Genomic DNA, 20,731 nt, shown 5'->3' with positions numbered 1-20,731 from the left:
GACCGGGCCGCCGACCCGGGGAGCCGCCGTGACCGTCCGCCGCACGACCCTCGGCGGCTCCACCTACGAGTTCCCCACCCTCGTCGAGCTGCTGGCGAAGGCCACCCCGCTGCGCTCCGGGGACGTGCTCGCCGGGTGCGCGGCCGGGTCGGCCGCCGAGCGGGTGGCCGCCCAGACCGTGCTCGCCGACCTGCCGCTGGCCACCTTCCTCGACGAGCAGGTGGTCGGCTACGACGAGGACGACGTCACCCGGCTGGTGCTCGACACCCACGACGCCGCGGCGTTCGCGCCGGTCGCCTCGCTGACGGTGGGCGAGTTCCGCGACCGCCTGCTGGCCTGGGCGGCGGCCGGCGACGAGGCGTCGATCAGCGCGCTCGCGCCGGGCCTCACCCCGGAGATGGTGGCGGCGACGTCGAAGCTCATGCGCAACGCCGACCTGGTCGCCGTCGGCCGGCGGACGCGGGTGGTGACCGGGCTGCGCAGCACCGTCGGGCTGCCCGGCACGCTCGCCTCCCGGCTGCAGCCCAACCACCCCACCGACGACCCGGTCGGCGTCACCGCCTCGATCGTCGACGGGCTCCTGCACGGCTCCGGCGACGCGGTCATCGGCATCAACCCGGCCACCGACTCCCCGGCCCGCACGGTGGCGCTGCTGGAGCTGGTCGACGCGGTGATCGGCCGCTACGGCATCCCGACGCAGTCGTGCGTGCTCGCCCACGTGACGACGACGCTGCGGGCGCTGGAGCAGGGCGCGCCGGTGGACCTGGTGTTCCAGTCGGTCGCCGGCACCCAGGAGGCCAACCGCGGCTTCGGCGTCACCCTCGACCTGCTCGCCGAGGCCCGCGCGGGGGCGCTCGCGCTGGGCCGCGGCACCGTCGGGGGGAACGTGACCTACTTCGAGACGGGGCAGGGGTCGGCGCTGTCGGCCGGCGCGCACCTCGGCGTCGGCGGGCGGCCGGTGGACCAGCAGACGCTCGAGGCCCGCGCGTACGGCGTCGCCCGGCACTTCCGCCCGCTGCTGGTGAACACCGTCGTCGGGTTCATCGGCCCGGAGTACCTCTACGACGGCAAGCAGGTGCTGCGCGCCGGGTTGGAGGACCACTTCTGCGGCAAGCTGCTCGGCCTGCCGATGGGCGTCGACGTCTGCTACACGAACCACGCCGAGGTCGACGGCGACGACACCGACTCCCTCGTGCTGCTGCTCGGCGCGGCCGGCTGCTCGTTCGTCATCGCCGTCCCGGGCTCGGACGACGTGATGCTGCACTACCAGTCGCTGTCGTTCTCCGACGTCCTCACCACCCGGCAGGTGCTCGGCCTGCGCCCGGCCCCGGAGTTCGAGGCGTGGCTGGCCCGGATGGACCTGCTCGACGACGCCGGCCGGGTGCGGGAGCTCGCCCCCGACGCCCCGGCGGCGCGGGCCCTCCTCGCGGCGGCGTCCTCGTGACCGGCGACCGCCTCCCGCGCGTGGACGGTGATGACCCGTGGGCGGTGCTGCGGGCGGCGACCCGGGCGCGGGTGGCGCTCGGGCGGGCCGGGGACGCGCTGCCCATGCACCGCGAGCTGGAGTTCCGCGCCGCGCACGCCGCCGCCCGGGACGCCGTCCACTCGCCGCTCGACGTCGGCGCGGTCCGCGCGGCGCTCGGTGGGGAGGTCCTGACCGTCGCCTCGGCCGCGCCCGACCGCGCCATCTACCTGCAGCGCCCCGACCTCGGCCGGCAGCTCGCGGAGGGGACGGCGCTGCCGCGGACCGGCGCCGACCTCGCGGTCGTGCTGGCCGACGGGCTGTCCCCGCGGGCGGTGCAGGCGCACGGGCCGGCGCTGGCCGCCGCGCTGCTCGAGCGGCTGCCCGGCTGGTCGGTCGCGCCGCCGGTGGTCGCCACGCAGGCGCGGGTGGCGCTGGGCGACGCGGTGGGGGAGGCCCTCGGCGTGCGCGCGGTCGTGGTGCTGATCGGCGAGCGGCCGGGGCTGTCGTCGGCGGACTCCCTCGGCGTGTACCTCACCTGGGACCCGCGGCCGGGGCGGGTGGACTCCGAGCGCAACTGCGTCTCCAACGTCCGCCCGCCGCACGGGCTGTCCCACGCGCAGGCCGCCGACACCGTGGCCGCCCTGCTGTCGGCCGCCCGCGAGCTGGGCGCCTCCGGCGTCGCGCTCAAGGACGAGGGGCCGGTGCTCCCCGCGGGCGGGGTCAGCTGAGGAACGCGTCCACCGCCGCCTGGTCGGCGTGCGCGTCCCAGACCTCGGCGATCCGCCCGTCCTCGAAGCGGTGCACCTGGGCGGCGAGGACGTCGAGGTGCCGGTCGCCGCGGGAGGCGGTCATGCGGACGACCGCCACGCCGTCGGTGTCGTCGGCGAAGGCGGCCCGCACCTCGACCCGCAGGCTGCCCTCGGTGACCTCGAACGCCAGACCGAAGAGGCCGACGACCTCCTGCGGACCGGTGTAGTCGCCGGCGAGCGGGTGCGCTCCGGGCTCGTGCCAGCGGATGTCGTCGATCCAGAGCTCGGGCAGGCGGTCGAGGTCGCCCTTGCCGAAGGCCTCGTAGGCCTCCAGCAGCACGGTGGCGTGGGGGTGCGGGGAGCCGGCCACGGTCGCCTCCTCGTCGTCGGCGGGCTCAGCTGTAGAACGCGTCCATCGCGGCCTGGTCGGTGTTCGCCTCCCAGAACTCGGCGATCCGCCCGTCCTCGAAGCGGAAGACGTGGGCCGTGAGGACGTCGAGGGCCCGGTCACCGCGGGAGGCCGTGAGCCGCAGGACGCCGACGCCGTCGGTGTCGTCGGCGAAGGCGGCCCGCACCTCGACCCGGAAGGTCCCCTCGGTGATCGCCGCGAGGCGCCCGAACATCCCGAAGACCTCGTCGGCGCCGGTGAACTCGCCGCTGAGCTGGTTCTGCCCGGGCTCGTGCCAGCGGACGTCCTCGGCGAACAGCTCACGGAGGCGGTCGAGGTCACCCTTGCCGAAGGCCGCGTACGCCTCGTGGATCCGGACGACGTTGGGGTGCTCCGGATCCGTCATGCCCGCTGCTCGCCGAAGAAGGCGTCGAGGACGGCCGGCTCGGTGGGGCAGTTCCAGAACTCGGCCAGCTTCCCGTCCCCGTCGAAGCGGGCCACCTGGGCGGTCAGCGTGTCCAGGTGCGCGGTCCCGCGCCGGGCGGTGAACCGGACCAGGGCGATGCCGTGCTCGTCGTCGGCGCACATCTGCAGCGGCTCGGCGCGGAAGCTGTTCTCGGTCAGCTCCATGATCCGGGCGAACATGCCGAAGACGGCCTGCGGTCCCTCGTAGTCGCCGGCCAGCTCGGTGGTGCCCTGCTCGTGCCAGCGGACGTCCTCGCGCCACTGCTCGGTCAGGAAGGCCAGGTCGCCCTTGGCGAACGCCTCGTAGCCCTCGCGGCTGCGGACGAGGTTGGGGTGCTCGGACACGGTGCTCTCCCTCCCGAGGACGGGTCCCCCGTGGACGGCTCCGCCAGTGTCGACCCGCCGGGGGTGCCGGAGGAGGGCCGGTGCGCGACCCGGTGTGGCGGTCGCCGTCCGTCCCCGCGCGGGAGTCCTGCGTCAGCGGTGTCCGCGGCCGTCTCCTGGGTACTGACGGGGAACTGTCGGACCCAGGCGGTAGGCATGACCTCGTTCCCCCCGGCGTTGTACGGGAGCACGGGGGAACCGCCCCTGGAGGCTCGTCATGGCCACCACGACCCTCACCGTCGTCTCCCTCCCCGCGAGCACGCACCCCGGCCCGTCCGACGCCGCCGGGGACCTGCTCGCCGTCGCCTGGGCGCCCGGCACCGCGCCGCCCCGCGAGATCGCCGTCCGGCCGGAGCTGTACGAGCGCCTGTGCGCGCAGCTCGGCCGGCACGGCACCGGTCCGCGCTCGCTCGGTGAGCCGGCCGGCGTGCCGCTCGTCGTCGACCCGCGGCTGCCCGCCAGCCCGGGCTTCGAGGTGCGCCGGGTCCGGCCCGGCGTCCGCCGCTGGTCCGGCGCCGCTGCCGCCTGAGGAAGGACCCCCGCAGGCTCGGGGCGGGCCCCGAGCGGGCCCCGGGCGGGGGCCGGCGGCGCCGGGACGTGCGCCGTCGGATCCCGTCCTCAGCCGGTGAGCACCAGCCGGTCGCCCAGGTCGAGCACGGTGTCCCCGGGCTGCTCGACGGCGTCGTCGTGGGTCACGCAGACGACGACCCGGTCGGCCAGCGCGTCGCGCAGGTCCCGCACCAGGGCGGCCGCCGTCGGCGGGTCCAGGTGCGCGGTCGGCTCGTCGAGCAGGACGACGTCGCGGTCGGCGAGCAGGGCGCGGGCGGCGGCCAGCCGCCGCCGCTCGCCGCCGGACAGCGCGGTGCCGCCGGCGCCGACCGGGGTGTCCAGCCCGTCGGGCAGCCCGGCCAGCAGCGGGCCGAGGCCGGCGGCGGTGAGCGCGGCGGTCATCCGCGCCTCGCCGCCGGGGCCGGCCAGCTCGCCGCGCGGGGCGGCCAGGGCCAGGTTGGCGCGGATCGTCGAGGTGAAGACGTGCGCGTCCTGCGGGAGCCAGGCGGTGCGCGCGCGGACGGCCGCGCCGGTCAGCCGGGCGGTGTCGGTGCCGCCGAGTGCGTAGCACCCCGCCCGCGGGCGCAGCGCCGCGAGCAGCACGGCGAGGAACGTCGACTTGCCGGCGCCGGACGGGCCGCGGACCACCAGCCAGCCGCCGCCGGCGGCCGCCCGCGCGGTGAGGCCGCGCAGCACGTCGGGGCCGCCGGGCCAGCCGGCGACCAGGTCGGCGACGGCGAGGTCGCGCACCGGCGCGGGCGCGGGCAGCGGATCGGCGGGGTCCGCGGGTGCCGGGACGGTGAGGACGGCGCCGAGGCGGGCGCGGGCGTCGGCCAGCGCGCCGCGCCGCTGCAGCGCGGACACCAGGCCGGCCAGCGGCTCGGCCAGCGCCAGCGGGGCCAGGCCGAGGACCGCGACCTCCGGGCCACCCAGGCCCGACGCCGCCCCGACCGCGGTGGCGGCGACGGCGGCCAGCCCGGTGCCGAGGACGACCAGGCCGGTGCCGAGCGCGCCGGCCCGGGCGCCGGCCGCGGCGACGGCGGACCGGCGGCCGGCCACCGCGGCCAGGTCGGCGGCGGTGGCGGCCGCGAGGCCGTGCGCGCGCAGGTCGGCCGCGCCGTCGAGGGCGGTGGTGACGTCGCGCAGCGCGGCCACCCGCAGCGCGCCCTCGGTGCGGGCGGCGCCGGCGTCGACCCGCCGGTGCGCCAGCAGCACGCCGGCCGCGGTGAGCGCGAGGACGGCCGCCGCGGCGCCCGCGGCGGCCGGGGAGAGCAGCGCCAGCGCGGCCAGCGTGAGCCCCGGGACGGCGGCGGCCACCACGGCGGGCGGCACCACCCGCACCGACAGGTCCTGCACCAGTCCGACGTCGCCGACCACGCGGGCCAGCGCGCTGCCCGGCGTCCGGTCGGCGGCCACGCCCTGCGCGGCCAGCGCCCGCCACACCCGCACCCGCAGGCCGGCGGCCGTGCGCAGGGCGGCGTCGTGCGCGGTGAGCCGCTCGACCCAGCGCAGCGCCGCCCGGCCCAGGCCGAAGGCGCGCACGCCGACGATGGCGACCAGCAGCGTGAGGATCGGCGGCATCTCCGCGGCCCGGACGATCAGCCAGCCGCTCACCGCGGTGAGCGCGACGCCCGCGCCGGCCGAGGCGGTGCCGGCGGCGACCGCCCGCAGCAGCGCTCGCCGCGGCCAGCCGAGCCCCGCCGTCGGAGTGGTCGCGGGGGCGGCCGTCGTCGGGCCCGCGAGATCGGCGGTCTCGTGGCCATCAGCCGCCGATCGCCCCGAGACCGCCGATGTCGCGCCGGGGGACGCGGCGACAGCGGGGCCGGACAGCGTGACGGTGCGGTCGGCGAGCGCCGCCGGCGCCGGGTCGTGGGTGACCAGCAGGACCGTGACCGTGCCGCGCAGGCCGGCCAGCACGGCGGCGACGCGGGCCGCCGAGGCCTCGTCGAGGTGCGCGGTGGGCTCGTCGAGCAGCAGCAGCCGGGCGCCGCGGCGCACGCGCACCAGCGCCCGCGCGACCGCCACCCGCTGCAGCTCGCCGGGGGAGAGGGTGGTGCAGTCCCGCCCGGCCAGCGCCTCGGCGCCCACCCGCTGCAGCGCCTCGACGACGAACGCCTCGGCCACCACCGCGTCCACGCCCGGCGAGGCGGCGGCGTGCCGCCGCAGCTCGTCGGCCACCGTGCGCGCCGTCGTCCGCGGGTGCTGCGGCACCAGCGCGATCCCGCCGGCGGGGACGCCGGTGACGGTGCCGGCGACGTCCGCGGCCGGGTCGAGCGCGCCGGTGAGCGCGGCCAGCAGGGTGGACTTGCCCGAGCCGCTGGGGCCGCGGAGCACGACCAGCTCGCCCGGCCGCAGCGCGAGGTCGACCGGCGGGAGGGCGGGCAGCGCGCGGCCGGGGTGGCGCACGGTCAGCCCGGAGACGACGACGTCGGCGCCGCGCGGGTCGTCGTCGTACGCCGCCGGGGGAGCGGGGGCGGCCGGTGCCGACAGCACGGCGCGCGCCTCCGCGGCGGCCAGCGTGGCGGCCTCGCCGGCGTGGTGGGCGGTGCCCAGTGCGCGCAGCGGCGCGAAGGCCTCGGGGGCGAGCAGCAGCGCGGTGAGCCCGACGGCGAGCCCGAGGTCGCCGTGCACCAGCCGCAGGCCCACGGTGACCGCGACCAGCGCCACCGACAGCGTGGCGATCAGCTCGAGCACCAGCGCGGAGAGGAACGCCAGGCGCAGGGTGGCGAGCGTCCGGCGGCGGGTGGCCTCACCCAGCTCGGCGAGCGCGGTGACCTGGTCGGCGGCGCGGCCGAGGCCGACCAGCACCGGCAGCCCGCGGACCAGCTCGGCGACGTGCGCGGCCAGCCGGTCCAGGGCGCGGGCGGCGCCGGTGGTGCCGTCGCGGGTGGCCAGCCCGACCAGCGCCATGAACAGCGGCACCAGCGGCAGGGTGGCCGCGACCAGGCCGGCCGAGAGCAGGTCGGTGGCGGCGAGCACGACCAGCAGCACCGGCGGGACGACGGCGGTCTGCGCGAGCGCCGGCAGGTAGGTGGCGAGGGCGGGCGCGAGGTCGGCCAGCCGGGTGGTGGCCAGCACCGCGGCGGGGGCCGGGCCGCCCGCGGCGGCGACCGCGGCGGGGGAGGCGGCCAGCCGGTCGAGCAGCGCGCGGCGCAGCGCGTCCTCCGCGCGGCGGGCGTCGCGGGCGGCGGCGCGGTCGCCCAGGGTGCCGGCCAGCGCGCGCAGCACGGCGCCGCCGGCGGCGAGCGCGAGCGGGCCGGTCAGGGCGCCGTCGGCGTACCCGGCGGCGCGGGCGACGGCGTGCGCGAGGCCGGCGGCGAGCAGCACCAGCCCCGCCGTCGAGCCGAGGGCGGCGGCCGCCGCCCGGGCCAGCGCGCCGGGCAGCCCCGGCACGCCGGCCAGCGGGGCCAGCGGCCCCCGCGAGGGGCCCCTGTCGTGCACCGGGCTCCTCACGCGGCCACCGGCTCGGACTGCGGCTCGGCGGTCAGGCGGCGGCGGAACACCCAGTACGTCCAGGCCTGGTAGGCGAGCACGACCGGCAGGCCGACCGCGGCCACCCAGGTCATCACGGTGAGCGTGTAGTCGCTGACCGCGGCCTCGGCGACGGTGACGTCGAAGGCCGGGTCGACCGTCGAGGGCACCACCACCGGGTGGGACGAGCCGAACAGCGTGGCCGCCGACGCGAGCAGCACGGTGGCCCAGCCGGCGAAGGCCTGCCCCTCGCGGTCCAGCCGCACCCGGGTCCAGGTGACGACGACGGCGAGCGCGGCCACCAGCCACAGCGCGCCGGTGAGCGCCGTGCCCGAGCGCAGCTGCACCAGCCCGGCCCACACCAGCAGCGGCAGCGCGGCCAGCGGCGACCAGCGCAGCGCGAACGCCCGCGCCCGCAGCCGCACCGGGCCGTCGGTCTTGAGCGCGAGGAACAGCGCGCCGTGCACCAGCGAGTAGCCGACCACCGCGGCCGCGCCGAGCAGCGAGGACCAGCCCAGCCCGGCGAACGCGCCGCCGACCCGGGTGCCCGCCGCGTCGATCGGCAGGCCGAGCGTGGTGGCGGCCAGCGCCGCGCCCACGCCCGCCGCGGCCACCAGCGAGCCGCCGGTGATGACGCGGGTCCAGGTGGCGTCCCAGCGGGGGTCGTGCGAGCTGTGCCGCCACTCGAAGGCCACCGCCCGCACGATCAGGCCGAGCAGCACCAGGACGAAGGGCAGGTACAGCGCCGGCAGCCAGGTGGCGTACCAGCCGGGGAAGGCGGCGAACACCGCGCCGGCGGCGGTGATCAGCCAGACCTCGTTGCCGTCCCAGACCGGGCCGATGGTCCGCAGCATGAGGTGCTTGTCCGCGGTGCGGCGGCCGAGCACCGGCAGCAGCGCCGCGACGCCGAAGTCGAACCCCTCGAGCAGCAGGAAGCCGGTCCACAGCACCGCGACGGCGGCGAACCACAGGGTCTGCAGGTCCATGTCAGGCACTCCGGTCAGTACGCGAAGGAGAGGACGTCGTCGTCGGCCCGGTCGTCGCCCGGACGCGGGTCGTCGTCGTCCCTGTGGGACGACCCGACCGCCGGCGGGGTCGGCGTCGTGTCGCCGGTGGTGACGCCGCGGCGGACCAGCCGGACGAGCAGGAACAGCTCGACCACCGCGAGCGCGCCGTAGAGCAGGCCGAGGCTGATCAGCGAGGTCCAGACCTCGGCGGCGGTGACGCCGGGGGAGACGGCCTGGGCGGTGAAGAAGTACACCTGCTCGCCGACCGGGACGTCCGGGTTCGGGTAGACGACGAAGGGCTGGCGGCCCATCTCGGTGAAGACCCACCCGGTCGCGTTGGCCACGAACGGCGCGCCGACGGCGAGCAGCGAGCCGTACACGCCGATCCGCGACGTCGGCACCCGGCCGCGGCGGGTCGCCCACAGTGCGTAGGCCGCGATGCCGGCCGAGACCGCGCCCATGCCGATCATGAGCCGGAAGCTCCAGTACGTGACCGCCAGCACCGGCGTGTAGTCGATCGGCCGGCCGGCGCGGTCGCCGAAGGACGGGTCGTCGGGGTAGGTGGCGCCGTAGACCGCGGAGTACTCCTCCTGCAGCTCGTTCACGCCGGGGACGGCGGTCTCGAAGTCGCTGTGGGCGAGGAAGGAGAGCAGGCCGGGAACGGTCCAGCTGTGCACGTCGTCGCACTCGTTGGAGCCGAGCTTGCCCCAGGCGAAGACCGAGAACGGCGCGGGCGCCTCGGTCTCGCACAGCGCCTCGGCCGAGCTCATCTTGAGCGGCTGCTGCGCGTACATGAGCTTGCCCTGCCAGTCGCCGGTGACGGCGACCAGGACGAACGCGGCCAGCGACACGTACCCGCCGAGCCGCACCGAGCGGCGCCACACCGAGTGGTCGACGTCGGTGGTGGGGGCGCCGGCCAGCTCGCGCCTGCGCAGCTGGTACAGGCCGATGCCGACGAGCAGGGCGCCGGCGACCATGAGCGCGGCGACGATCGCGTGGCTGAAGGCGGCCAGGGCGGTGTTGTTGGTGAGGACGGCGAGGAAGTCGACCTGCTGCGGGCGGCCGTCGTCGCCGACGGTGACGCCGACCGGGTGCTGCATCCACGAGTTGGCCGCGATGATGAAGTACGCGCTGACGATCGAGCCGATGACCGCGGCCCACAGCGCCGCCAGGTGCAGCTTCTTCGGGATGCGGCCCCAGCCGAAGATCCACAGGCCGAGGAAGGTCGACTCGAGGAAGAAGGCGAGCAGCGCCTCCATCGCCAGCAGCGAGCCGAACACGTCGCCGACGAAGCGCGAGTACTCGCTCCACGCCAGGCCGAACTGGAACTCCTGCACCAGGCCGGTGGCCACGCCGAGCACGAAGTTGACCAGGTAGACGCGGCCCCAGAACCGCGTCATCCGCAGCCACTCCGGCTTGCCGGTGCGCACCCAGAGGGTGTGCATGACCGCCACCAGGATCCCGAGTCCGATGGTCAGCGGGACCATCAGGAAGTGGTAGACGGTCGTGATGCCGAACTGCCACCGGGCGATGTCGAGCACGTCCACGCGCGCCGCTCCTCGTCTGTGCCTTGCGCCGACACCTTCTTTCTACGCCTCGTAGAACTCGTTTTCTACACCGTGTAGACGACCGGCGTGTGAGGTCGCGGACAGGCGGGGACCTCCGTCCGGAGGGGGCGGGGACCTGCGGCACGGCCGGCCGGCGAAGCACGTTCTACGCTGGGTAGAGAAGCCGGGCCGGGGGAGGAGTCGTCGTGGCGTCGCTGGGAGACCTGGAGCGCACCGTCATGGACGTGCTGTGGGCGGCCGACGGGCCGGTCGCGGCGGCCGAGCTGCGCGACGCGCTGGCCGACCGCGAGCTGGCGCTCACCACCGTGCACACCGTGCTGTCCCGGCTGGAGGCCAAGGGCTTCGTCGAGCACGACGACGCCCGGCCGCGCCGCTTCCGGCCGCGGGCGAGCCGCGCCGACCACGCCGCCGAGCTCATGCACGAGGTCCTCGGCCAGGCCGGCGACCGGCAGGCGGTGCTCGCCCGGTTCGTCGGCGGCGTCGACCCGGAGGAGGCCCGCCTCCTGCGGCAGCTGCTCAGCGAGACGGCGCCGGACGCGCGCTGACGTGCTGCCCGCGACCGCCGCGGCGCTCGCGGTCCTCGCCGCCCTGCTGGCCTGGCCGGTGCCGGCGCTGCTCGGCCGTGCCCGGTGGCCCCGGCGCGACCCGCTGGTGGCGCTGGTCTGCTGGCAGGCGATCGGGCTGGCCGGCGGACTGTCGATCATCGGCGCGCTGCTCGTGCACGGGCTGGCGCCCTGGGGGCACTCGCTGCCGGAGGCCGGCTGGGCGGTGCTGAGCGGGCACCCCGCCCGCGACCCGGTCCGGGGCGACCACTGGGTCACCCTCACCCTGGCCGGCGTCCTCGCCGCCGAGCTGCTCGGCGTCCTCGCGCTGTCGTGGGTGCGGACCGCGCGCACGCGGCGGCGGCACCGGGCGCTGCTGGAGCTGGTCGTGCAGCCGTCGCCGGCCGCCCCCGACGCCCGGCTGCTCGAGCACCCCGCGCCGGTGGCGTTCTGCATCCCCGGCGCCCGCCCGCTGCTGGTGCTGTCCTCGGGGATGGTCGCCGAGCTCGACGACGGGCAGCTGGCCGCCGTCGTCGCGCACGAGCGGGCGCACCTGGCCGAGCACCACCACCTCTACCTGCTGCCGTTCGTCGCGTGGGAGGCGGCGCTGCCGGTCCTGCCCGCGGCCGCCCGCGCGCACGCCGCGGTCCGCGAGCTGGTGGAGATGCGCGCCGACGACCGCGCGGTGACCTCGCTGGCCGGGCCCGACCCGCGGCGCACGCTGGCGCAGGCGATCGTCGTCACGGCCGGGGGAGCGGGCGGGGGCGTGCCGAGCGGCGCGCTGGCGGTGACCGGCGGCGCGGTCGCCGCCCGCGTGCTGCGGCTGGTCAGCCCACCCGCCCCGCTGCCGGCCGCCGCCCGGGCCGTCGCCCTGCTCTGCGCCGGCCTGCTCCTGCTGGTCCCGACCGCCCTGCTCCTGCTCCCCGCCCTGTGAGGGGCGCCTCCGCGGAGGTGCTCAGGCCCGGGTGGGCAGCGTCGCGGGGAAGTCGACGCCGGTGAGCTCCGCCGACGCCGTCCACAGCCGGGCCGCCGTCGCGACGTCGCTCGCCGCGTTCGAGCGCCCCACGAGCGTCGGGGCGCCGCGGGTCTCCATCAGCTGCCCCGGGCCGGCGTAGCTGCCGCCGGGGAGGTCGGCGGTCGCGGCGAACAGCGTCGGCAGCGCGCCCTGCTCGGCGGACTGGGCGACCACCCGGTTGCCCAGCAGCGCGAACGCGTCCTTCAGCCGGTTCCCGGTGCGGCCCTGCAGGTTGGTGGCCGCCCAGCCCGGGTGCGCGGCCAGCGCCCGCACCGGCGAGCCGGCGGCGGTGAGCCGGCGCTGCAGCTCCAGGGTGAACAGCAGGTTGGCCAGCTTGGAGGCGCCGTAGGCGCGTTCGGCCGAGTAGCGCCGGGTCTGCCAGTCGAGGTCGGCGAGGTCGAGGCCACCCATCCGGTGCGCCGTCGAGGCGACCGTGACCACCCGGTCGGTGAGGTGCGGCAGCAGCAGGTTGGTGAGCGCGAAGTGGCCGAGGTGGTTGGTGCCGAACTGCAGCTCGAAGCCGTCGGCGGTGCGACCCCGGGGGACCATCATGATCCCGGCGTTGTTCACGAGGACGTCGAGCGGACCGTCCCAGGCGTCGGCGAAGGCACGCACCGAGGCGAGGTCGGCGAGGTCGAGGGAGCGCGCCTCGACGTCGCCCGGCAGGCCGGCGGCGGCCGACTCGCCGCGGGCGGGGTCGCGGACGGCGAGCACGACGCGCGCGCCCCGCTCCGCGAGCGCCCGGGCGGTGGCCAGGCCCAGGCCGCTCGTGGCACCGGTGACGACGACGGTGCGCCCGGTCTGGTCGGGGATGTCGGCGGGGGTCCAGCTGCTCGTCATGCCGGGTCCAACGCGGCGGCGGGCGCCGGTGTGCCGGACGGCACCGCGGAGGTGTCGTTGCCCGGCAGCGGGCGGAACCGGCGCAGCCGCAGGCTGTTGGTGACGACGAAGACGGAGCTGAACGCCATCGCGGCCCCGGCGATCATCGGGTTGAGCAGCCCGGCCATCGCCAGCGGCAGCGCGGCGACGTTGTAGGCGAACGCCCAGAACAGGTTCCCCTTGATCACCGCGAGCGTGCGGCGGGCCAGCCGGACGGCGTCGGCGGCGGCGCGCAGGTCGCCGCGGACGAGGGTGAGGTCGCTGGCCTGGATGGCGACGTCGGTGCCGGTGCCCATCGCCAGCCCCAGGTCGGCCTGGGCCAGCGCGGCCGCGTCGTTGACGCCGTCGCCGACCACCGCCACCGTCGCGCCCTCGGCCTGCAGCCGCCGGACGACGTCGACCTTGTCCTGCGGCAGCACCTCGGCGACCACGTCGTCGACGCCGACCTCGGCGGCGACCGCGCGGGCGGCGGCGGCCGAGTCGCCGGTGAGCAGCACCGGCCGCAGCCCGAGGGCGCGGAACTGCCGCACGGCGGCCGCCGACGTCGGCTTGACGGTGTCGGCGACGACGAGCACGCCGCGCACGGCGCCCTCCCAGCCGACGGCGACCGCGGTGCGCCCGGCGGCGTCCGCGTCGGCGACCGCCGCGGCCAGCTCCGGGGGCAGCGGGCCCACCAGCGCGGGCCGGCCGACGACGACCGGCACCCCCTCGACGGTGCCCCGGACGCCCAGCCCAGCCTCGCTGCGGAACCCGGTGACGGCCGGCAGCGCGCCGGTGCGCTCGCGGGCGGCGGACGCCACGGCCGCGGCGATCGGGTGCTCGGAGGCGTCCTCCAGCGCGCCGGCCCGGCGCAGCACCTCGGCCGCGTCCTCGCCGTCGGCGGCGACGACGCCGGCCAGGCTCATCCGGCCGGTGGTGACGGTGCCGGTCTTGTCGAGCACGACGGTGTCGACCCGCCGCGTGGACTCCAGCACCTCCGGGCCGCGGACCAGGATGCCGAGCTGCGCGCCGCGGCCCGTGCCGACCATCAGCGCGGTCGGCGTGGCCAGCCCGAGGGCGCAGGGGCAGGCGATGATCAGCACGGCGACGGTGGCGGGGAACGCCCCGGCCACGCCGGCGCCGGTGCCGATCCAGAAGCCCAGGGTGGCCAGCGCCAGCGCGAGCACGACCGGCACGAACACCCCGGACACCCGGTCGGCCAGCCGCTGCACCTGCGCCTTGCCGTTCTGCGCCTCCTCGACCAGCCGCGCCATCTGCGCGAGCTGGGTGTCCGCGCCGACCCGGGTGGCCCGCACGACCAGCCGGCCGCCGGCGTTGACCGTGGCGCCGACGACGGCGTCGCCCGGGCCGACCTCCACCGGCACCGACTCGCCGGTGAGCATCGAGGCGTCGACGGCGGAGGAGCCCTCCACGACCTCGCCGTCGGTGGCCACCCGCTCGCCGGGCCGGACGACGAACAGGTCGCCGGCGTGCAGCTGCTCCACCGGCACGCGCACCTCGGCGCCACCGTTGCGGAGGTCACCGCGCAGGACGGACACCTCGCGGGCGCCCATCTCCAGCAGCGCCCGCAGCGCCGACCCGGCCCGCCGCTTGGCGCGCGCCTCGGCGTAGCGGCCGGCCAGCAGGAAGGTGGTGACGCCCGCGGCGGCCTCCAGGTAGACGTCGCCGCTGCCGTCGCCGCGGGTGACGGCCAGCGAGAAGGGGTGCGTCATCCCGGGCTCGCCGGCGGTGCCGAGGAACAGCGCGTACAGCGACCAGCCGAACGCGGCGAGGGTGCCCAGCGAGACGAGGGTGTCCATGGTGGCCGCGCCGTGGCGGAGGTTGGTCCAGGCGGCGCGGTGGAACGGCCGGCCGCCCCACACGACCACCGGGGCGGCCAGCGTCAGCGAGGCCCACTGCCAGTACTCGAACTGCAGCGCGGGGACCATGCCGAGCAGCACGACCGGCAGGCTGAGCGCCGCGGAGACGAGCAGCCGCTGCCGCAGCCCGGCGTCCGGTGGGAGGACCCCGTCCTCCTCACCCCCCGCGGGCTCGGGGCGAGCCTCGGGACGGGGCCGAACGGGGAGGGCGGCGGTGTAGCCGGCCTTCTGCACGGTCGCGACGAGGTCCTCGGGCGCGACGCCGTCGCCGAAGGTGACCCGGGCCTTCTCCGTCGCGTAGTTGACCGTGGCGGTCACGCCGTCGAGCCGGTTGAGCTTCTTCTCGATGCGGGCCGCGCAGGAGGCGCAGGTCATGCCGCCGATCGACAGCTCGATCTGCGTGGGGGTGGTCACGGGGCGCTCCGGGCGGTGAGGGAGAAGGCGGCGGTCCGGACGACGTCGCCGTGGCGGAAGTCGAGGAACAGGCGGTGCTCGCCGGCCGCGGGCACCTCGACGGCGAAGCGCACCTGCCCGCCGGCGTCCCCGGTGGGGTGGACGTGCAGGTAGCCGAGGTCCCCGGCGCGCAGCGCGACCAGGTGGCCGCGGGCACCGAGGTGGGGCTGCAGGTCGGTCACCGGCGCGCCGTCGCGGCTCACGGTGAGCACGACCTCGGACTCCCGGCCGGCCACCAGGTCGCCGTCGAGGGTGACGGTGTAGCCGTCCACCTCCGCGGTCGCCGCGGGGGCGGGCAGCGGCGCGGGCTCCCACGCGCCGCCGACGGCGAGGTCCGCGCCGAGCACGACGTCGCGCCCGAGGTCGGTGGGCGTGGCGTCGGCCAGCACCCGCCAGGCGCCGGGCTCGAGCGCGACCGTCGTCGTCCAGGTGCCGTCGGGGGACAGTTCGGGGTGCACGTGCTGGTAGCCGGTGAGGTCCCGGCGGACGACGACGAGGTGCAGGTCCTGCTCGTGCACGGTCTCGTAGGCGGTCACCGGGTCGCCGTCGGGCCCGAGCAGCCGGAACGACAGCGGGACGGCGGCCCCGGCGGGCAGGACGTCGTCGGCGAGGTCGAGGGTGTGGCCCTCGGCCGAGACGGCGAGCCCGGCGGGCAGGTCGTGCTCCTCGGCGGGAGCCGCCGCCGCGTGCCCGCCCTCGTCCGCGTGCTCCGCGGTGGCGGCCGGCGGCGCGCCCACCGGGCCGGCGAGGGCGCCCACGCCCCAGCCGGCGCCGAGGACGGCGGCCGCGGCGCCGAGCGTGGCGGCGACCCGGGTGGCGGTGCGCACGACGGCTCCCTCCCGACCGGCCGCGTCAGCGACCGGCGACCTCGTAGCCGGCCTCCGCGACGGCGGCGCGCACGGCGGCGTCGTCGACGGGGGCGTCGCTGGTGACGGTCAGGCCGCCGCTGGCCAGGTCGACCTCGACGTCGGTGACGCCGGGGATCCCGCTGACCTCCTCGGTGACCGAGGCGACGCAGTGCTGGCAGGTCATGCCGGTGACGGTGTAGCTGGCGGTGCTCATGGCGGGGTCCTCCGGGCGGGGGTGGGGGTCAGGAACGGACGAGCCGGGCGATCGCGGCGGAGGCCTCGCGGACCTTCGCGTCGGCCTCCGGGCCGCCGGTGGCGACGGCCTCGGCGACGCAGTGCGACAGGTGCTCCTCGAGCAGGCTCAGCGCCACCGACTGCAGCGCGGAGGTCATCGCCGAGACCTGGGTGAGGATGTCGATGCAGTACTTCTCGTCCTCGACCATGCGCTGCAGCCCGCGGGCCTGCCCCTCGATGCGCCGCAGCCGCTTGAGGTGGTCGTCCTTGCGGTGGATGTAGCCGTGGACGTGGCCGGGGGCGCTCTCCGAGTCGGTCACGCGGACGACTGTACCCCTACCCCCAGGGGGTATCAACTCCCGTCCTGCTCCGGCTCCTCCGGGCGGCCGGCGCGCAGGCGGGCGACGGTCTCGCGCAGCCGCACGGTGTCCGCGCGCGCGTCGGCGAGCTCGTCCTGCAGGCCGAGGACGACCTCGGCGGAGGCGAGCGTGTGGCCGTCGTCGAGGAGGCCGCGCAGCCGCGCGGCGAGGACGAGCTGGTGGCGCGAGTAGCGCCGGTGGCCGCCGGGGGAGCGGTGCGGCTGCAGGACCCCGGAGCCGTCGAGGCTGCGCAGGAAGGCGGCCTGGACGCCGAGCAGCGTGGCGGCCTGGCTCATCGTGAGCGCCGGGAAGTCGGGGTCGTCGAGCCGGCGCACGGCGTCGGCCGCCGGGTCGGCCTGCTGCGGCTCGCCCTGCCGGCGGTCGTCGGGGCCGGCCACGGGACCTCCTCCTCCCTGCGGTGCCGGGGCCCGACGGGCCCCGGATGTGGCGCGGGGGCCGGGCCGTACCGGCCCGGCCCCCGCGGACGGGACGCCGATCAGCTCTCGACGGCCCGGGTCTCGCCCTGGGCGGGCTCCTGCTCGCCCTCGATGGTCCGGCTCTCCACCGCGGCCGGCACGTCGGCGCGGGTCACGGTGATCTTGCGGGCGCGGGCCTTCTCCGCCACGGGGATGCTCACGGTGAGCACGCCGTCGTGGTAGCTGGCCTCCAGCCGGTCGGTGTCGAGGCTGCGGCCGAGGACCAGCTGCCGGGTGTAGGCGCCGTAGGGACGCTCGGCGACGGCCCACTCCGCGCCCTCCAGCTGCGGGACGGAGCGCTCGGCGCTGACGGTGAGCGTCGTGCCCTCGATCGACAGGTCGATCGAGCCCGGGTCCACGCCGGGCAGGTCGAAGTGGGCGACGAACTTGTCACCGACGCGGTAGGCGTCCATCGGCATGCCCGACAGGGCACGGGCGGTGCCGGGGCGGCCGGTGAGCTGGTCCAGCGCGCGGAAGGCGGCGGACGTGGCGGCGAACGGGTCGTACGCGGTCAGCATGGCTGGTGAACCTCCTGGGAGATCCGGTGTGGAGTTCGCTGCCCGGGGATTAACCTCCAGTGGCGACTGAAGATTACCTCGATCAGACACCCTTGTAAACGTCTCTCGCCGGCTGTTGTTCCCGGCCGCGCATGGACCGCGGGCAACGGGGGCAGACCCCGGGCATGGACGAGCACCGAGAGACCGGTGGACCCGCGGCCGAGGACCCCGGCGCCGCGCCCCACGAGGGCGAGCCCCAGGTCGACGCCCGGCTCGACGGCGACGTCAGCTGCATCACCGTGACCGGTGAGCTCACCGAGGCCGCCCGCCGGCCGCTGGTCCGCGTGGTCACCGACCAGCTGCTGTCGGTGCCCACGCTCTCGCGCGTGGAGCTGGAGTTGAGCGGCGTCTCCTACATGAACTCCGCCGGGATGGCCGTCCTCGTGCAGCTGCAGCGGATGACCCAGCCGCGGGCGGTCACCGTCGCGCTGGTCGAGCCGCCGGCCGCGGTCGCGCGGCCGCTGCAGCTGACCGGCCTGTGGCGCCGCTTCGAGGTGGTCGGCGAGGGCGCCGGACCGGCCGACGCCGGCGGCGCACCGCCGTCGGGGGGTCCCTCGCGGCGCCCGGACGGGCCGGACGGCCGCAGCGCCTGACCTGCGCCGCGCGACCGCGGTGTCGGGCGGTCCCGGGCCGGGGGCTGCTCCTAGCCTGGCCGGGTGCCGCCCCACACCCACAGCCACGGGCCCGACCCCGACGCGCCCCCGCCGAGCCCGGAGACGCTGACCCGGCGACGCCGCGCGGTCACGCTGATGCTCCTGCTGCTCGTGCCGGTCGGGCTGGCCACCGTGGTCGGCCTGGTCGCGCTCTGGCCCGGCGGCGAGCCGACCCGCGCCGAGCAGGTCGCGGCCACCTTCCTCCCGGCGGGGACCACCTACGCCGACGCGCGGGTGGTCTCGCTGCAGACGCTGCCCTGCGGCGAGGCCGGGACCGGGCAGGCCACCTGCGCCACCGCCGTCGTCGAGGTGCTGGAGGGCGACGGCGCGGGGGACTACCAGCAGGTCGACCTGTCGGCCGAGGTGGTCGCCAACGGGGTGGGCGAGGGCGACACCCTCGTGCTCACCCGCGACCCCGGCGCCGAGGGCGGCCCGGACTACCAGTTCGCCGACTTCGAGCGGACCACGCCGATCGTCGTCCTCGCGGTGGCGTTCGCCCTCGTCGTCGGGGCGGTCGCCCGGCTGCGCGGGCTCGCCGCGCTGGTCGGCCTCGCCTTCGCGTTCTTCGTGCTGCTGCGGTTCGTGCTGCCGGCGCTGCTGGCGGGGTCCTCGCCGACGCTGGTCAGCCTGGTCGGCTCGGCGGCGATCATGTTCGTCGTCCTGTACCTCGCGCACGGCTTCTCCGCCCGGACGACGACGGCGCTGGTGGGCACCCTGTTCGGCCTGGCGCTGGTGACCGTGCTGGGGTCGGTGGCCGTCGACGTCGCGCGGCTGACCGGGCTCACCAGCGAGGAGACCATCCAGCTGCTGACGTTCGACCCGACGCTGGACTTCTCCGGCCTGGTGATCGCCGGGGTCGTCGTCGCCGGGCTCGGCGTGCTCAACGACGTCACGATCACCCAGGCCTCGGCGATCTGGCAGCTCAACGAGGTGGACCCGGCGATGGGGTGGCGGCAGCTGTACCGCCGCGGCATGGCCGTCGGCCGCGACCACATCGCCTCCACCGTCTACACGATCGTCTTCGCCTACGCGGGGGCCGCGCTGCCGCTGCTGCTGCTGTTCGAGGTCTACACGCAGCCCGCCGGCGTCACGCTCACCAGCGCCGCGGTGGCCGAGGAGGTCATCCGCACGCTGGTCGGCGCGATCGCGCTGGTGCTGGCGGTCCCGGTGACGACGGCGGTCGGCGCGTTCTTCGCGACCGCGGCCGGGACGGCGGCCGGCGCGGCCCCCGAGCGACGCCTGTCGGGGCTGCGTGCGAGGTTTGCCCGGTGAACGATCTACTGGCGGCCGCCGAGGCCGCACCCGGGTTCATGCCGGCCGACGAGGGCCGCGCCCTCTACGAGGCCGCCCGCGCGGTGGCGGTGCCCGGCCCGCTGCTGGAGATCGGCTCGTGGATGGGCAAGTCGGCGCTGTACCTCGCCGCCGCGGCGCGGGAGACCGGCCGGCAGGTGGTCACCGTCGACCACCACCGCGGCTCCGAGGAGCACCAGCCCGGCTGGGAGTACCACGACCCGTCGCTGGTCGACCCCGCCGTCGGGCGCATCGACACGCTGCCGCGGTTCCGCCGCACGATCGCCGACGCGGGAGCCGAGGACGTCGTCGTCGCCGTCGTCGCGCGGTCGGAGGTGCTCGCGCCGCTGTGGACGACCCCGCTGGCGCTGCTGTTCCTCGACGGCAGCCACACCGAGGAGTCCGCGCGCCGCGACCAGGACGCCTGGGTGGCCAAGCTCGCCGTCGGAGGCACGCTGGCCATCCACGACGTCTTCCCCGACCCCGCCGACGGCGGCCAGGCGCCCTTCGGCGTGTACCGCCGGGTGCTCGCGTCCGGGGACTTCGAGGAGCTGCCGGGCACCGGCTCACTGCGGCTGCTGCGCCGTGTCCGCTGACGCGCTGGGGGCGGAGCGGGCGGCCGCCCAGGCGCAGATCGAGGCGCTCACCCGCCAGTTCGACGAGATCGTCGCGGCGTCGCGGGCGTCCAACGCCGACGACGAGCACGACCCGGAGGGCGCCACCATCGCCTTCGAGCGGCAGCAGGTGGCGGCGCTGCTGGAGCAGGCGCGCCGCCGGCTGGCCGACGTCGACGCCGCGGTGACCGCCGTCGAGGCCGGCACCTACGGCCGCTGCGAGACCTGCGGCGGGCCGATCGCGCCCGAGCGCCTGGCCGCCCGGCCGACCGCCCGCACCTGCATCAGCTGCGCGCGCTGACCTCCGCTCGCACCGACAGGCGGGGCAGCAGCAGCTGGGTGAGCGGGCCGATGGCGAGGGCGTAGGCGACGGTGGCGACGCCGAGGGTGCCGCCGAGCACCCACCCGGTCGCGACGACGGCGACCTCGATCGTGGTGCGCACCAGCCGCACCGACCCGCCGGTGCGCCGCACGAGCCCGGTCATCAGCCCGTCCCGCGGGCCCGGCCCCAGGTGCACCCCGACGTAGGCGGCCGTGGCGACGGCGTTGAGGACGATGCCCGACACCGCGAACGCCGCCTGCACCGCCAGGTGCGCCGGCGCGGGCAGGACGGCGAGCGTGCCGTCGACGGCGACGCCGATGACGACGACGTTGCTCACCGTGCCGATCCCCGGCCGCTCCCGCAGCGGGATCCACGCGAGCAGGACCAGCGCACCCACGACCACGGTGACCAGCCCGAGCGACCAGCCCAGCCGCTGCGCGAGGCCCTGGTGCAGCACGTCCCACGGCGTGACCCCGAGCGAGGACCGCACCAGCAGGGCCATCGACGCCCCGTACAGCGCGAGGCCGGCGTAGAGCTGGACGAGGCGGCGCGGGAGACGGGCCGACACGGGAACCGGACGGTGC

23 protein-coding genes are annotated in these 20,731 nt (G+C 77.1%); 9 read left to right on the top strand and 14 right to left on the bottom strand.

Translation table 11 applies throughout. The annotated features are described in order from the left end of the window. The first annotated feature begins 28 nt into the window (after nucleotides 1–28). Both ACI8AB_RS13665 and eutC read left to right on the top strand, forming a co-directional pair. A complete protein-coding gene (locus tag ACI8AB_RS13665; protein WP_456950546.1) occupies nucleotides 29–1,444 on the top strand; it encodes an ethanolamine ammonia-lyase subunit EutB in 1,416 nt (471 codons plus the stop codon). Nucleotides 1,445–1,464: 20 nt separating this feature from the next. Then, complete coding sequence (eutC, locus tag ACI8AB_RS13660) at nucleotides 1,465–2,193, top strand: ethanolamine ammonia-lyase subunit EutC (protein WP_456950545.1); 729 nt, start codon at nucleotides 1,465–1,467, stop codon at nucleotides 2,191–2,193. Here the strand turns inward: eutC and ACI8AB_RS13655 are convergent. Genes ACI8AB_RS13655 through ACI8AB_RS13645 form a run of 3 tightly spaced genes read right to left on the bottom strand, consistent with a single transcriptional unit; the run spans nucleotide 2,186 to nucleotide 3,412 of the window. Next, nucleotides 2,186–2,584, bottom strand: coding sequence for a nuclear transport factor 2 family protein (locus tag ACI8AB_RS13655; protein ID WP_456950544.1), 399 nt, complete (start codon nucleotides 2,582–2,584; stop codon nucleotides 2,186–2,188). The genes eutC and ACI8AB_RS13655 overlap by 8 nt on opposite strands. A gap of 25 nt (nucleotides 2,585–2,609) precedes the next feature. Beyond that, nucleotides 2,610–3,008 carry a nuclear transport factor 2 family protein gene (locus ACI8AB_RS13650; protein ID WP_387988846.1) on the bottom strand — a complete coding sequence of 133 codons (399 nt, stop codon included), beginning with the start codon at nucleotides 3,006–3,008 and terminating at the stop codon, nucleotides 2,610–2,612. Continuing rightward, on the bottom strand, nucleotides 3,005–3,412 hold the full coding sequence (locus ACI8AB_RS13645; RefSeq protein WP_456950543.1) for a nuclear transport factor 2 family protein: 408 nt from the start codon (nucleotides 3,410–3,412) through the stop codon (nucleotides 3,005–3,007). The genes ACI8AB_RS13650 and ACI8AB_RS13645 overlap by 4 nt, the downstream gene beginning before the upstream one ends. A 256-nt stretch (nucleotides 3,413–3,668) precedes the next feature. Here ACI8AB_RS13645 and ACI8AB_RS13640 point away from each other — a divergent pair, with 256 nt between their 5' ends. Continuing rightward, nucleotides 3,669–3,980 (top strand): hypothetical protein, encoded by a 312-nt coding sequence (locus ACI8AB_RS13640; RefSeq protein WP_387988848.1) that lies wholly within the window; start codon nucleotides 3,669–3,671, stop codon nucleotides 3,978–3,980. An 89-nt stretch (nucleotides 3,981–4,069) separates the two neighbouring features. Here ACI8AB_RS13640 and cydC read toward each other — a convergent pair whose 3' ends face one another. From cydC to ACI8AB_RS13625, 3 genes are read right to left on the bottom strand one after another with little or no spacing between them, the layout of a single operon-like run. Continuing rightward, nucleotides 4,070–7,441, bottom strand: a complete 3,372-nt coding sequence (gene cydC, locus ACI8AB_RS13635) for a thiol reductant ABC exporter subunit CydC (RefSeq protein ID WP_456950542.1) — start codon at nucleotides 7,439–7,441, stop codon at nucleotides 4,070–4,072. An 8-nt stretch (nucleotides 7,442–7,449) separates the two neighbouring features. Further along, nucleotides 7,450–8,457: a cytochrome d ubiquinol oxidase subunit II gene (gene cydB, locus ACI8AB_RS13630; protein WP_456950541.1), complete on the bottom strand. Its 1,008-nt coding sequence runs from the start codon at nucleotides 8,455–8,457 to the stop codon at nucleotides 7,450–7,452. 14 nt (nucleotides 8,458–8,471) lie between these two features. Continuing rightward, nucleotides 8,472–10,025: a cytochrome ubiquinol oxidase subunit I gene (locus ACI8AB_RS13625; protein ID WP_456950540.1), complete on the bottom strand. Its 1,554-nt coding sequence runs from the start codon at nucleotides 10,023–10,025 to the stop codon at nucleotides 8,472–8,474. A gap of 206 nt (nucleotides 10,026–10,231) precedes the next feature. On the opposite strand from ACI8AB_RS13625, the gene ACI8AB_RS13620 reads away from it, so the two are divergent. Continuing rightward, the gene (locus ACI8AB_RS13620) at nucleotides 10,232–10,591 is read left to right on the top strand and encodes a BlaI/MecI/CopY family transcriptional regulator (protein WP_387990711.1); all 360 of its coding nucleotides are present in this window, start codon (nucleotides 10,232–10,234) and stop codon (nucleotides 10,589–10,591) included. A 1-nt stretch (nucleotide 10,592) separates the two neighbouring features. Continuing rightward, on the top strand, nucleotides 10,593–11,522 hold the full coding sequence (locus ACI8AB_RS13615) for a M56 family metallopeptidase (RefSeq protein ID WP_456950539.1): 930 nt from the start codon (nucleotides 10,593–10,595) through the stop codon (nucleotides 11,520–11,522). Between the two features lie 21 nt (nucleotides 11,523–11,543). On the opposite strand, the gene ACI8AB_RS13610 is transcribed toward ACI8AB_RS13615, so the two are convergent. The 7 genes from ACI8AB_RS13610 to ACI8AB_RS13580 form a co-directional block, all read right to left on the bottom strand. Continuing rightward, nucleotides 11,544–12,443 carry an oxidoreductase gene (locus ACI8AB_RS13610; RefSeq protein WP_456950538.1) on the bottom strand — a complete coding sequence of 300 codons (900 nt, stop codon included), beginning with the start codon at nucleotides 12,441–12,443 and terminating at the stop codon, nucleotides 11,544–11,546. Next, nucleotides 12,440–14,755, bottom strand: a complete 2,316-nt coding sequence (locus ACI8AB_RS13605; protein WP_456950537.1) for a heavy metal translocating P-type ATPase — start codon at nucleotides 14,753–14,755, stop codon at nucleotides 12,440–12,442. Before ACI8AB_RS13605 ends, ACI8AB_RS13610 begins: the two co-directional genes overlap by 4 nt. Next, nucleotides 14,752–15,621, bottom strand: a complete 870-nt coding sequence (locus ACI8AB_RS13600; RefSeq protein ID WP_456950536.1) for a hypothetical protein — start codon at nucleotides 15,619–15,621, stop codon at nucleotides 14,752–14,754. The genes ACI8AB_RS13605 and ACI8AB_RS13600 overlap by 4 nt, the downstream gene beginning before the upstream one ends. Nucleotides 15,622–15,646: 25 nt before the next feature. Beyond that, complete coding sequence (locus tag ACI8AB_RS13595) at nucleotides 15,647–15,856, bottom strand: heavy-metal-associated domain-containing protein (RefSeq protein ID WP_387990726.1); 210 nt, start codon at nucleotides 15,854–15,856, stop codon at nucleotides 15,647–15,649. Nucleotides 15,857–15,884: 28 nt separating this feature from the next. Beyond that, the gene (locus ACI8AB_RS13590; protein ID WP_387990729.1) at nucleotides 15,885–16,196 is read right to left on the bottom strand and encodes a metal-sensitive transcriptional regulator; all 312 of its coding nucleotides are present in this window, start codon (nucleotides 16,194–16,196) and stop codon (nucleotides 15,885–15,887) included. 32 nt (nucleotides 16,197–16,228) lie between these two features. Then, nucleotides 16,229–16,633 (bottom strand): helix-turn-helix domain-containing protein, encoded by a 405-nt coding sequence (locus ACI8AB_RS13585; protein WP_456950535.1) that lies wholly within the window; start codon nucleotides 16,631–16,633, stop codon nucleotides 16,229–16,231. A gap of 98 nt (nucleotides 16,634–16,731) precedes the next feature. Beyond that, complete coding sequence (locus ACI8AB_RS13580) at nucleotides 16,732–17,229, bottom strand: Hsp20/alpha crystallin family protein (protein WP_387990735.1); 498 nt, start codon at nucleotides 17,227–17,229, stop codon at nucleotides 16,732–16,734. Nucleotides 17,230–17,393: 164 nt separating this feature from the next. On the opposite strand from ACI8AB_RS13580, the gene ACI8AB_RS13575 reads away from it, so the two are divergent. From ACI8AB_RS13575 to ACI8AB_RS13560, 4 genes are all read left to right on the top strand, one after another. Then, nucleotides 17,394–17,861 carry an STAS domain-containing protein gene (locus ACI8AB_RS13575; RefSeq protein ID WP_387990737.1) on the top strand — a complete coding sequence of 156 codons (468 nt, stop codon included), beginning with the start codon at nucleotides 17,394–17,396 and terminating at the stop codon, nucleotides 17,859–17,861. A 63-nt stretch (nucleotides 17,862–17,924) separates the two neighbouring features. After that, nucleotides 17,925–19,193 (top strand): YibE/F family protein, encoded by a 1,269-nt coding sequence (locus tag ACI8AB_RS13570; protein WP_456950534.1) that lies wholly within the window; start codon nucleotides 17,925–17,927, stop codon nucleotides 19,191–19,193. Then, nucleotides 19,190–19,807, top strand: coding sequence for a class I SAM-dependent methyltransferase (locus ACI8AB_RS13565; RefSeq protein ID WP_456950533.1), 618 nt, complete (start codon nucleotides 19,190–19,192; stop codon nucleotides 19,805–19,807). Before ACI8AB_RS13570 ends, ACI8AB_RS13565 begins: the two co-directional genes overlap by 4 nt. Further along, the gene (locus tag ACI8AB_RS13560; protein WP_387990745.1) at nucleotides 19,797–20,126 is read left to right on the top strand and encodes a TraR/DksA family transcriptional regulator; all 330 of its coding nucleotides are present in this window, start codon (nucleotides 19,797–19,799) and stop codon (nucleotides 20,124–20,126) included. Before ACI8AB_RS13565 ends, ACI8AB_RS13560 begins: the two co-directional genes overlap by 11 nt. Here the strand turns inward: ACI8AB_RS13560 and yczE are convergent. Further along, a complete protein-coding gene (gene yczE, locus ACI8AB_RS13555; protein WP_456950532.1) occupies nucleotides 20,110–20,715 on the bottom strand; it encodes a membrane protein YczE in 606 nt (201 codons plus the stop codon). The two genes, ACI8AB_RS13560 and yczE, sit on opposite strands and share 17 nt — an antisense overlap. Between the last annotated feature and the right edge of the window lie 16 nt (nucleotides 20,716–20,731).

Source organism: Geodermatophilus sp. SYSU D00698 (genome assembly GCF_054050335.1).
The sequence above is the reverse complement of the archived record's forward strand: the minus strand, read 5'-3'. Positions and strand labels throughout refer to the sequence as shown.

Excerpts from the sequence above, each read along its gene's own strand:
- cydB (WP_456950541.1), bottom strand. The coding sequence starts at position 8,457 with ATGGACCTGCAGACCCTGTGGTTCGCCGCCGTCGCGGTGCTGTGGACC.
- ACI8AB_RS13595 (WP_387990726.1), bottom strand. The coding sequence starts at position 15,856 with ATGAGCACCGCCAGCTACACCGTCACCGGCATGACCTGCCAGCACTGC.
- ACI8AB_RS13575 (WP_387990737.1), top strand. The coding sequence starts at position 17,394 with ATGGACGAGCACCGAGAGACCGGTGGACCCGCGGCCGAGGACCCCGGC.
- ACI8AB_RS13580 (WP_387990735.1), bottom strand. The coding sequence starts at position 17,229 with ATGCTGACCGCGTACGACCCGTTCGCCGCCACGTCCGCCGCCTTCCGC.
- ACI8AB_RS13610 (WP_456950538.1), bottom strand. The coding sequence starts at position 12,443 with ATGACGAGCAGCTGGACCCCCGCCGACATCCCCGACCAGACCGGGCGC.
- ACI8AB_RS13640 (WP_387988848.1), top strand. The coding sequence starts at position 3,669 with ATGGCCACCACGACCCTCACCGTCGTCTCCCTCCCCGCGAGCACGCAC.
- ACI8AB_RS13650 (WP_387988846.1), bottom strand. The coding sequence starts at position 3,008 with ATGACGGATCCGGAGCACCCCAACGTCGTCCGGATCCACGAGGCGTAC.